We start from the raw sequence: 11,811 nt of genomic DNA on the forward strand, positions 1-11,811 counted from the left end.
CCCAAAAAGTGGGTGCCGGTTTTTGGAAAAGATCATGCTCCAACAAAGGGTTAGGTCATGATGAGATTTCAACCAAATCTCATCATGATCTAAGCGGCAGCCGATGCTTCGGGCAGGGCGGGAACGGCAATGCCTCTGACAACTGCGGAGCGTCGGCCTATGGCGGCATACCAACGCGCCAGGTCTGGCGCGTCATCGAGGCTGAGGCCGAGCCTGGTGACGGCCGCGTTGATCCATGGCCATGTCATCACATCGGCGATGCCGTAGCTTTTGCCGACGATGTGCTCATGGTGCTTTAGCCGGCTATCGAGAACTCGGAAGACACGTCCGGTTTCGCGCTCAAAACGCTCGATCACGTAAGGGATTTTTTCCGGCGCGAAAATTTTGTAATTCCACAATTGGCCAAGCGTCGGGCCGACATGGGCCGCCTGGAACAAGGTCCAGGTCAGCGTATCGTCCGCTTCCTGCGCGCCCACCGGCTGAAGCTTGCCCGACCGTCGCGCCAGGTAGTGTAGGATGGCGCCGGATTCGAAGACCGTGCGGCCGGCGTCCCGGTCGACGATCACCGGGATCTTGTTGTTGGGATTGAGCGCCAGGAAATCAGGCTTGGTCTGGTCGCCCCTTTCGATGTCGACCAAGCGGACCGAGTAGGGCAGGCCGACCTCTTCCAGCATGATCGAGGCCTTGTGCCCGTTGGGTGTCTGGCAGGTGTAGAGTTCTATCGGCGTCATGGCTCTTCTCCGCGACTTTTGTCGTCGGACTCCATATGGCGTGCGTGCATGCGCAGATCGACATGCCGATTCGCCCGCTTGCTCTGCGTTTTTGCACAGCGAAGCGTCATTTTGACTCGCAGAGCGCAGCGCTTTCTTTTATCTTTCTGCAAGAATGCACAGCTCACGCGATATCGACTGGGAAGATCTGCGCATGGTGCTGGCCGTCGGCGATGGCGCTTCGCTGGCGGCGGCGGCTCGGATCCTGGGCGTGAACCACACGACTGTGCTGCGGCGCGTCAACGCCTTCGAGGCGCGGCTGGGTATCCGCCTTTTCGATCGGCTGCCGACTGGCTATGCCCTCACCGCGGGCGGCGAGGAACTGCTGGGCGCGGCACGCACAATGGCCGAGACGGTCAATGAACTGGCGCGCAAACTGTCGGGGCAGGATCTCAGGTTCGAAGGCAGGTTGCGGGTCACCACCACCGATACGCTGATGGCATCGGTGCTGCCGCCGATCCTTGCGGCGTTTCATAAGCTCCATCCCGGCATACGGGTCGAGGCGATGACGCAGAATTCCATCGCCAACCTGACGCAAAGGGATGCAGACGTGGCGATCAGGCCGGTATCGCAACCGCAGGAAATCCTGGTCGGCCGGCGCATTTCGGGCGTCGCCTTCGCCGCCTACGCGACACGTTCCTATGCCGAAACGCTACCCCCGGAGCCGAGACTGGGTGCGCTGCGCTGGATCGCGCCCGACGACAGCCTGGCCAACACCGGCGTCGCCCGCTGGATGCGGTCGTCGCTGCCCGATGTCGAGATCGCCATGCGCGCCGATTCCCTGGTGACGATGTCGCATGCGGCGGGCGCCGGAATCGGGGTTGCGGCGCTGCCCTGTTATCTCGGCGACAGCCTGCCCGGGCTTGTAAGGGTCGGAGGGCTGATCGAGGAGATCGGCTCGGCGCTGTGGGTGCTGGTGCACGACGATTTGCGCCGCACGGCGCGCGTCCACGCCTTCACCAAATTCGTCTCCGGCGAATTGCAGCAGCGGCGCGACCTTCTTGAGGGCAGGCTCGGCGCCGGAGCTTGAGACGCACGCCAGCTGACGCTGGGGTTCAACTCCGCAACAGGTTCCCAAGCTCGGCAACCGTCATCACGCGCCCGAACACCTTGCCTATGATGTCGAGGGTTGCATTGTGCGATGCCTCGTCCAGTCCGCCATTGGCGTCGCTGATGAAAGCCACCTTGTAGTCGCGCATGAAGGCGCTCCGCGCGGTGGATTCGCAGCAGATGCTGGTCACGGTGCCGATGATGATCACCGTGTCGACCCGGCCTGCGCCACGGATGTTGCGCAACACGGTCTCGAGCTGCGTGTTGTGGAAGGCATCGTAGCGGTGCTTCTTGATGACGACATCCCCAGGCAAGGGCGCAAGCGCGGCGACGATTTCGGCGCCGGCGCTGCCTTCCCGCATGCCTTTGGTTTTCAGCTTCGGCTGATAGCCGGTTTCCAGCGGCGAGATATCGAAATGGTCGCTGAGCACATGCTGGGTGTAGATAACCGGGACGCCTTGCGCGCGGCAAAGCTCGACCACCTGCCGCATCGCCGGAATGCGATGGCGGGCCATGGCCACTTCCATGACGGCGCCCTCATCGACAAAGTCGCTTTGCATGTCGATGACCAGGAGGGCTGCGCGTTGCTTGTCGAACGGCCATGGTTCGTCGCCGGGCTGGGGCATTGCGTGTTTCCTGTTTCCGACGTTGATCAGGTGAGCAGCAGGCTCTTCATCGAGACATCGCAATTCCTGCCGATGACGATGTGATCGTGGATGGATGGAGAGATCAAGGTCGTGGCAATCTCGCAGCGAGCTCCGGGATTGGTTTGGGCGACTTGACGCGTCCTCGCTTGGCCTACGGGTCGATGACCGCGATCGCATCGATCTCTATCAGGTAGCCGGGAGACATCACCGCTATCCCGACCACCACGTTTGCTGGCTTGTGATCGCCGAACAGCTCGATCTGGGCCGCTTCGATGATCGGCACGTGTTCGTCGCGTTTGTAATCGACGATGTAGATCGTGATCTTGCAGACTTGCTCGGGCCGAGCGCCGGCGGCAGCAAGCGCTCGGCCGAGATTCCCGAACGCCAGGCGCGCCTGGACTGCGAAATCACCATGGCCAACGAGCTTGCCGTGTATGTCTTCTGGCTGCTGGCCCGAGACGAACACCAGCTTGCTTCCTGTCGCAACGACGACCTGGGAGTACATTTCCGGAATCGGCAGATCATTTGGATTTATGCATTCGAGCGTCATTGAATAGATCTCCTGCAATGGCTGACGGGAACTGGCTGCTTCGTATTCGCGAGTCTACGACATTGTCGCCGAAGCGGGCGCTTCCGTCGCAATATCACTTCTACACCGCAAGCGTGGGCGTTTGAGCCAAGCCGGAATGTTGCTGATTGGCTCGCGAGCGGTGGCGTTTGGGATGACGGCACCGGCGCCCATCAGGCTCAGATCAGCAGCAGGCCCTTCATCGAGGCGTTGCCTTTCTTGCCGATGATGATGTGGTCGTGGACGGCGATGCCGAGCGGCTTGGCGCTGTCGATGATCTGCTTGGTCATTTCGATGTCCGCACGCGATGGTGTCGGATCACCTGATGGGTGATTATGCACCAGGCGATGTTATCGCATAAAGTATTGTAATTAAACGATTTTTTCTGTTATTGGTCGCAAGTGGTGCATGATAGTGGGGCATGTCCATGGTGTCCAAATATGATGGTCACGTTTGGTCATTAGCGAGGTCGACGAGTCGCTTTGACGCACGGCACGACACCATATTTTCTTGATCCCACACCGCAAGTTGCTCGATGGGATAGAGCACCGCCTTTCCGAGTTTGATGTAGGCCGGGCCAACCCTCATAGACCGCCAGTTCCGAAGCGTTCCGACAGAGATGCTGCCACGATAACGCCCCGAGACTTCCTCGGCCGTCAAGAATTTTTTGTCGTCCATTGAGATCTCCAAAAGTTTGCGGGCGGATACGCTCTGGTCGGCATCGCAATCGAATCCCGCGAGAAGGATCAGGCACGCCCTGGAATGCTCGATCATCCAGACGCACTACTATGAGTTAGGGCCTAGCGATCTGGAATTGGACGAAGTTTAGGACGAAGTCGTAGTACCGGATACGGCCGGATAAATATCGGATAAGGTGACCGTCCCGAGGGCTGCTCGCAAAGATCGCTTCTGGCCGCCGAGCACCTGAATACAGGCCGGCACTGCAGTGAAGCCGCGGCCTCACCGCGGCGCTTGTACTAAACCTGCGCCGTAGTCCGTGGCCGGCACTCCTGGTGCAAATTTCGGATCTGCGGCCGACAGCATCGCTGCCGTCACCATCGGTCCGGTCGCCTTGTCGCCCACGGTGTTACGCAGATGCTCCCACCACAGAGCGGCGACACCGGCGGCGAATCCGCAGGCCATGGAAGTACCACTCATCGCCATGAGGCCGCCACCGGCCCGAGCGGAGACGATTTCTGCACCGGGCGCGCTCAATGTCGGGCGGCTATTCGAAAAGACCGCAACACGGTAGGGGGGACCACTCGGCAATACAGCGCCGACAGAAATCCCACCCTCCGCCAAGCTGAGTGGAGATGTTACCGGGACGCGCATTTGCGCAGTGCTTTCATTGCCTGCCGCAGTCACGATGACGACGCCCTTTCCTGTCGCAGCCGCCATCCTGGCGATCGTCTCATAAAGTCGGACATACTGAGTATATTGCAGGAAGGCCTCGGCGATGGCTGCGTGCCGCGAAGGCACGTCCAGAAGTCGCATCACCAGTTGTGGAAAGTCGAACCCCATGGGAATGCAGATGACGTCAGCGCCTTCCGCGAGGACCCATTGAATGGCGTATAGAATCTCCGATTGCTTGCCGATGCCTGAATCGTCCAATGTCTTTGCCACTAAGACACGCGTCACCCCTGGCGCAACGCCGATCCGTTGACCATCGACATCCCTGCCGAACAACGAACCTGCGACATGCGTGGAATGACCGTTGCGGTCGCCATTGCCGGAGCCGCTGAAATCCCGTTGGCGTATGTCGATGCCGGCGAATGCAGGATGGTCCGAGTCGATGCCGGTGCCCAGCAGAGCTACGACACAGCCTTCTCCGCGGCACGGCGAAGCGAGAGCGCCGACGGCCTCTAGGCCCCAGGTCGGCCCTTTAGGTTCGGCCTTTCCAGCCGACACGTGTTGTCGCGTCGGTGCTGCTGGTTCGACCGGGCGATCGTTTGCCACCGGCGAATCTTGGATAAACGCGATAGGAGGGCGCCGCGCCGCATCTACCTCCAAGACGGCAATCCCGCGCTGCACGGTGACAACTTTCTCAGAGGTGCCTAAGGCGCCTGTTTTGCTGGTATGGCGCAGAGAGCCGGCTTCGCTTTTGGGAGCCGAGGACGAGGACGCCTGGGTTTCCCGCGCTCCTGCACTGTCCGAACTTGATTGCAACTCGGCAAGCCTCGCACGCAGGCCCTGAATCCGCGCTGCGTCCGGTCGGTCGGCCTCGATCGCCTTGAGAAGTTGCGAGCCGAACCCCTGCTTTTGGCTTTCTACGACGACTCCGAACACTCGCTCCGGCCAAATACTTGGCCCCGCAAGATCAGAAAGGTTTCTGCCCAACTCCGTGCGCAGCAGCATGCCTAGTTGTATGTCATCGTAACTCTTCTGGATCGCTTCCACAAAGGTCTTGAATTGAGCGTCGTTGAGATTTTCCAGATCTTCCTTAGTCATTCCCATTTACTAGGCTCCGCGCTCGAGCACATTGCGCCATTCTTCGTAACCGTAGGGTTGGAACGCTCCATCGCTGTCGGCTCCCCCCCCGTTTCGCCCGTCGCTGTTGCCCATCAGTGATGAGGCCGATCGGAATGACTTGGCACCATTCTATTCCTGTTGAAGCAATGGAGCGTCATCGTAATGAACCCTCCTAGGTTCAGTTAAGCGTGTAGTTGCTAACCTTCCGCAGTTTCAACCACAATAAAACTACGTCCCGCTCACAGGGCGGGAATATATCGCGTTAATAAGCAATATGTCGCCGGCGCTCAGATGCCCAGTCGGACCGATTCTGGCAGTCGACAGCAAGGGTTCAATCGTGGGCTTTCCATTTACGGAGAAGGCTGTGGGTTGAAAATGCATTATGGACTCATAGTCGTACGGTCGCCGCTGATTGACGCTGGACTGAACGATGTTGAAATCCCTTGTGGCTCCAGGCGCCACATTTTCCAAGTTCAATTTGACATAATTATCGCGATCTGGTCGAGATTGCTCGTGGTACATCCCAAGCGTATGACCTATCTCATGCAAAACAGACCCCAAATCGCAAAGGCTTCCTATGCCGAGCTTCTGCTCTCCACCTTGGACACCAACCCAAGAGTAACAAGCTCCGCTGTCAACGAACAGCACATAGTCTGGATAATTGCTCGCGTTCTGCGGCGTGCGCTCTATAAAGCGTACATTTGTTTTTTGTTGATATTCAGCAACTGCTGCCAGAGCGTTTTCTCTATCTAAAAATGTATCCGACAAAGCATATGGCACTGTGCTATTAGGCCAAAATTTAGTAGTGATTGATACGCGTCCCTGCTCATTTTCTACCTTCTCTTTTGCCCTTTCTTCTACAACAATTTCATCCTCTTTTGGGAGATTTCGGTTTAGCTCATCGCGAGCTTTGTCCAGCAGTTTGTCGTATTCCTCGATGGTTAACTCCCGCGGCATGGCCCGCTCGTAAGCGACCACCGCGACGACACCCAACATCAGGACAAGCAAAGGACCGGTCATAGCGTTTAGAAACGTTCGCGATTTCTCTGCCCAATGACGAGCCCAACCACTCTTTGCATCCGCTTCCAAGTTAGCAGAGCGTGTCCCCGAGACTTTGGTTGCCGAACTCCCGCCTTCCTGTGTGTTTTCATTTTTGTCAGAGGCCAGTGAAGGCTCCTGAAGCTCTGCAAGACGCTGGCGCAGGGCTGTGATCCGTTTCGTATCGGGCCTCTCGATCTCAAGGGCATCGATGAGTTGTCCGCCAAACCCTTCCTTTTGGCTCTCCGCAACCGTCCTAAAGACACGTTCAGGCCATGTACCTGGCTCAGCCAAATCCCCGAGTTCCTTGTTAAGGCGCATGAGGAGCAGCATTGCGAACTGGGCTTCGTCGAAACTCAGCCGTATCGCTTCAACGACGGCAGCGATTTGAGATCCATTCAGATTTTCGAAGTCTATAGCCGTCATTGCCCAACGTCCGCGCCAATCGTCAGATTCTTCGCCCTGGTTCCCGGAATTCCCAAGGCGCTCCGGCACTTCAAAAGCAGCTGACCCTCAAAGCTAACCTAGTGGTAGGAGGGCGCCCACACCAGCTAACGAAATATTTCTGACCATAATGGCGCTATAGCAGGTCGTCGACTTTGGTCGCGGATGGCTTTAGCTTGAACTAGGGCACCCACACAGAACTCCTGTCGGCCAGAGGGAGGATGCTGCCTTGATGCTACGGCCAGCGGTCACAGACATCACAAATGGTCAGGGCGATCTCAAATGTCGCCGAGCCGCCATAATTTGAGAAAATGGGTGGGGCGAGGGTGGTTAGAAGCGAAAGCCCGTGGTGACGTTCCGAGCGAGCTATATGGTCGGGCAAACGGTCAAGCAACCCAGATATCAATTCGGGCGTCAAACTTCCAACAACAGAGTTGAGTATTTGCACCATTGTTCGAGCGTCTTGGGTCTCGGCTAACTCAAGAACTCGAGTGAGCAGCGGATCGCGTTGATTGGCAGGCAGGTAGGCGGAAATTTTGGCAAGCGCTGGGGCCCGCGATTCTGCGAATTCCAACCCGTTCGCAACGTCTAATGCCTTCGGTATTATGGCCGCGGCGTCTTCCTGAGCCATGCCTTGCAATACTTTCGACAGTCCTTTTACGGTATCCCATCCATCGTAGGCCTGCTGCGATGCCGAGAGCGCCAGCAACATGGTGTGCACGCGTTCGGTTTGGGGCAAACAGACTGCAACGGACGCAAGTGCCAATGCCCTGTAGGGTTTCCAGTCCATCGCTTCTGCGGCACGAAGCGCTTTCGCGACCAATCGGTCGCCATGCTCCGAGGTGACAAGGCCGATGATGTCAGGCAACAGCGCATCCCGGGAAGCGTCTGATCCGATGTTTGCCGCAACTTCCAGCGCGAGTGAGATAAATCTTGTGCTGTCACCGGCGGTGGCACGGGCTAAAGCTGCATAGGCCTTCGCTTTCGGCGTCTCATCCTTGATATTGACAAGCAGCCGATCAATACGCTCGACCAGCGCCGCAGGGCAGGGCTTCGCGCAAAACGATGCAGCGACCAGAATGAGTGTCTCCCGGGAATAATCCATGGGCAATTGAGGCGCTTCAGCAATGTCGAGTAGGCGGCTCAACGGTTTTTCCCGCTGGTCCCCGGGGAGGTTGCGGAGATTTTCCGAAAGTACCTGAAGCTCGTTATCGCTGTCTATCGATGGCATTTGGAATGTCGGGATTTCCGCGAGAATGCTTGCGTCACGCATGGGATCGAGGTGGCTGTGAATCTCGGCCAGATTGTCTCGCCTTCTCCAAGCGTCCGCTGCCGACTTTGCCAAGTTCACCGACTTGAGAACTACTTGGGCACGCTCATCTCCTTCCAGGCAACCGCCAAGTGCAGCAAGTGACTCAGCAGCTGAACGCTGCCATCCGACGAACTCGGCAACGGCAAGAGCACGTGTTTCTAAAGTTTCATTCGGTTCTATCGACAATTTTTCGGCGATTGCCGCTATAATTTGAGTCTTGTCAGACTCATCTGCTGCGGCGAAACTCAACATACGTTGTACAAGCTCAGGTTGATCTCGTGGAGAAAGGCACCTTGCAAGGTCTGACAAGCCTGACCGTACTGCGCCATTGATCTCGTCAACGTCTTCAGGGTCCGGCACGTGAATGGAAAGCAATCGTGTCGTTTTCTGAGCTGAAAAATGCTCGGCAATGGCTGCAATCTGGGAGCCGGACAGGGTCAGCCGGCTGAATCCTTCGGCCGTCTCTATTACCTCGGAGGCCAATTCGACTTGATCTGGAGACAATCGTTTGGCGATAGCGGCCAGCACGGTGGCTCTATCCTGCTCGGCCTCGATTGTCCGCGCAACAGCCAGCACTTGAAACATAAGCGCTTCGTCACTGATTGGGTCCAAGTTCCTTACTAATTCTACAAGCGCAGAGTCTTTGCCCCTCTGCAGCTGCGCAATGGCGCTAACAGCGTCGGCAAAAACCCGCGATCGATGATCGGCCTCAAGATTCTGGGCTATCGCAACGATCGCCTCCACCTTAGCGTGCGCCTTGTCGTTCCACGGGATAGAGTCCGCCGCACTGAGCAGCGTGAGGGCAAACGCAGCGTCTGATCCCCCTCGCAACAATCGAGCAACGGTTTGTATGATTTGAACTCTGAACCAGGGATCGCCAATGCCGTTGCCTGAACCGATAGCGTCCGAAAGAATGTCGGCTCGCCTGTCCGGCGGGAGCCGGTCCCCAATCGCCGCAAGCGCACAAATCTTTGCGGCTAGCGAATTGTCGTCTTCCGGTGAGATTTCGTCCACTGCCTGGAGTACGATGGCCCACAAAGCATGGCCTGGCTCGAGCAGCCGAGCAATAGCCTGGAATGCGGTTGCCCGGTCCTGGCCGCCGTCCAAGCCACCTGCGATTGTAACCATGCGCCTGACTAGCTCAGCACCGTGTCTCAGTGAGATGCGCTCGACGATTGAGACCAGCGCCTCGGATCGCCAGTAGCTCTTGCTAATTTTTTCCACCACGGAAAGCGCACGAGACCAGTGTTCAAGAGGACACTCTGGCGAGAAGCGTTCGGTAATTTTTCGTAGCAAGTTTTTTTGGTCAGAGCTGCTTTCAAGCGCTTCCGTCAGAGACAGGCATCGCATCAGAAGTTCGACATCGCTCTCATCAGTCAGGACATGGAGGATTTCGCCGATATAGAGATCGGCGTATCTGGCATCATCCCCCGCAAGCTCCGCAATCTCGGACAGCATTCGCTCTAAAACCGCCGACCGTTCAGCGGGCGCCAGCTCCGCTGCAATCTCCGCAAATGCCTGCGCGTAGCGGGCAACGCTGCCATACGATTCGACTTCGCCCAGGATCAATACTCTTGTGGCCGGATCCGCCAGTGCAAAGAGAGTAGGCAGACCATATAGCGGTTGGTTGCCGTTCTGGTGCAGAGCCTGGCGAATTGACATCCGGCCGTTACGCACCAGCAGTGTGAGCAATTGCCAGGGAATATTTGCGCCGACGCTCTGAAGTGAACTTAGGATAAGCGCCGCGCGCAGGAGCATCGCGAAACGCGTTCCTTTCTCGAAGTGTCTGGAGCTTTGAAAATAGTCCTTAACAGTTTCGACATCGGCAAAGTAGCGGATTGAGCCTGCGTCCTGCGCCAGCCAGATCTGTTGCCAGCGAAGCCCCAAGATTGGGTCGAACTTGTCAGGTGCCGCCCTGGCCGAGACAAGGTGGCTCACATAGTGATTGCGAATGTAGTCGGAAACATCACCGGGGCGAACATCGGCCTCAATGATGCTGCGGCACCATGTGAGGATGCCAGCCGAGGCGTTGTGCATGGAACCGCCCTTGAAATACTCCGTCTTGAAGTATTCAGCGAACCTGGGATGCTGGAAAGAATAGCCGGTTGAGACACCGTCACCGATCAGGAAGCGGCGCAGCGGCTGGAGTGAAAGAACCGACAGGTGAAAGGCGTCGTTTTTGGTGGCTATCGCGCAAATACGCTCGAGATCGCGGTGCAGCAACGGACCTTGAGCCGCAGTTAGGACGGCAAGGACGACCTCCACCGCATTAACCCACTCCCCATCTGTAGACGGGGAGATCTGCTTCTCGAACCAGTGGCGAAAGAACCCTGCGTAGCCTGACTCAAGTCCCGCTAGGTCCGCTGCTTCGGTCCGGCCAAGTCCGGTGCCTCGCGACCAAAGCATTTGCGCATACTGGCGGACCAGCAAAGGCTCCCCTTGCGTTAGACGCACAAGCTCCGCGAGAATGGTGGCATTGGCGGCAATTGGCTCGGCCGAGTGCCCCATCGACGCGATCGCTTGGCCAACCCCTTCCTGACTCAAAGGCTCAACCGTGAGGATCTTCGTCTTGCCCGTGGAATGTGGCCACTCGATCCGGTCGAGCCAATCGCGGCCGTCAGCCGAGTCTCCCATCAACCGCCGGGCCGAAACGACGATGCGCAGCATGCGGCCGCTTGCCGCCAAGATATTCGGACTGAAGGACCAGCCTGCCGTCTCGTCAAGACCGTCGATTATCATCAGCGTCGGCACGTTGCCGGCATTGACTTTGTCGAGGAGTTCAAGGCAGCGAGCACGATGAGATCGATCAACGTCGTGGGTGAAATGCACTGCCTTTTCGCCAGCGATCCGGGCGAGCTGATGCGCCAGCGCCTCGTAGACGATTGCAGGCTGGCTGGTTTCAAACCGATTGCTGATCGGTACGAACACGACGCGCCATTGGTTTGCCGGTATGGCTTTGATCCAATGCGCCAGCAATGAGGTCTTCCCTCGCCCCGCGACGGCGGTGATAAGCAAACGCGATGGCGCGTCGGGCTGTTGTAGCCATGCGGCAAGCTGCATGAGCTCGTTATCCCTGCCGCCAAATGGTACCGGGTCCTCCGCGTCTCCAATATAGTAACGCCAGAAACGCCTTACTGATTGATCGTAGTCAGGGTTCGTTGCCGAATGGGCGTAACCGGGCAGCTGCGGCTCCGCTTCCTCACTGGCCAATTTGATGGCGCTGCTGCCAGTGCCGTACAGACCCTTTCGCTTGTTTGCTCTCGCCAGAATGGCCTTGGCACGATCTCGTTGCGCATCCGAAGACACTAATGCGACGAGTTCGTCGAGCCAGCCTTGCCGTTCAGCGACAAGGATCAGCTCAACGAATTCGGACGTTGAAGTGCCCACTGGAACGAGAGATTCGTAGCTGCGCCCGGAAAGGGTCAAGGCTTCCGTCATGGCCTGTCGGTTGAACGACCGACTTAAGACCTCCAACAGATCGCTCCTGTCAGATGCATCCAGCAGCAAGTCCGA

8 protein-coding genes and 1 pseudogene are annotated in these 11,811 nt (G+C 57.7%); 1 reads left to right on the plus strand and 8 read right to left on the minus strand.

Going from position 1 to position 11,811, the window contains the following annotated elements:
* Positions 1-89 precede the first annotated feature (89 nt).
* A complete protein-coding gene (locus NKI05_RS05300; protein WP_031194779.1) occupies positions 90-731 on the minus strand; it encodes a glutathione S-transferase family protein in 642 nt (213 codons plus the stop codon).
* Between the two features lie 154 nt (positions 732-885).
* On the opposite strand from NKI05_RS05300, the gene NKI05_RS05305 reads away from it, so the two are divergent.
* Complete coding sequence (locus NKI05_RS05305) at positions 886-1,800, plus strand: LysR family transcriptional regulator (RefSeq protein ID WP_352792234.1); 915 nt, start codon at positions 886-888, stop codon at positions 1,798-1,800.
* A gap of 25 nt (positions 1,801-1,825) precedes the next feature.
* Here the strand turns inward: NKI05_RS05305 and NKI05_RS05310 are convergent, their stop codons facing one another.
* The 7 genes and pseudogenes from NKI05_RS05310 to NKI05_RS05340 form a co-directional block, all read right to left on the minus strand.
* Positions 1,826-2,446, minus strand: a complete 621-nt coding sequence (locus NKI05_RS05310; RefSeq protein ID WP_023667657.1) for an isochorismatase family protein — start codon at positions 2,444-2,446, stop codon at positions 1,826-1,828.
* A gap of 172 nt (positions 2,447-2,618) precedes the next feature.
* Positions 2,619-3,017, minus strand: coding sequence for a RidA family protein (locus NKI05_RS05315; protein WP_023681625.1), 399 nt, complete (start codon positions 3,015-3,017; stop codon positions 2,619-2,621).
* A 197-nt stretch (positions 3,018-3,214) separates the two neighbouring features.
* Positions 3,215-3,379, minus strand: a pseudogene (locus tag NKI05_RS05320) (JAB domain-containing protein); the annotation flags it as partial.
* Positions 3,380-3,482: 103 nt separating this feature from the next.
* Positions 3,483-3,713, minus strand: a complete 231-nt coding sequence (locus NKI05_RS05325) for a DNA-binding protein (protein ID WP_352792235.1) — start codon at positions 3,711-3,713, stop codon at positions 3,483-3,485.
* Positions 3,714-3,995: 282 nt separating this feature from the next.
* On the minus strand, positions 3,996-5,483 hold the full coding sequence (locus tag NKI05_RS05330) for a S8 family serine peptidase (protein ID WP_352792236.1): 1,488 nt from the start codon (positions 5,481-5,483) through the stop codon (positions 3,996-3,998).
* A 249-nt stretch (positions 5,484-5,732) separates the two neighbouring features.
* Complete coding sequence (locus NKI05_RS05335; RefSeq protein ID WP_352792237.1) at positions 5,733-6,968, minus strand: M12 family metallopeptidase; 1,236 nt, start codon at positions 6,966-6,968, stop codon at positions 5,733-5,735.
* Positions 6,969-7,221: 253 nt separating this feature from the next.
* Positions 7,222-11,805 (minus strand): P-loop domain-containing protein, encoded by a 4,584-nt coding sequence (locus tag NKI05_RS05340; protein WP_352792238.1) that lies wholly within the window; start codon positions 11,803-11,805, stop codon positions 7,222-7,224.
* Positions 11,806-11,811: the final 6 nt, after the last annotated feature.

The organism is Mesorhizobium sp. M0771, from assembly GCF_040320155.1.
Taxonomy (GTDB): domain Bacteria; phylum Pseudomonadota; class Alphaproteobacteria; order Rhizobiales; family Rhizobiaceae; genus Mesorhizobium.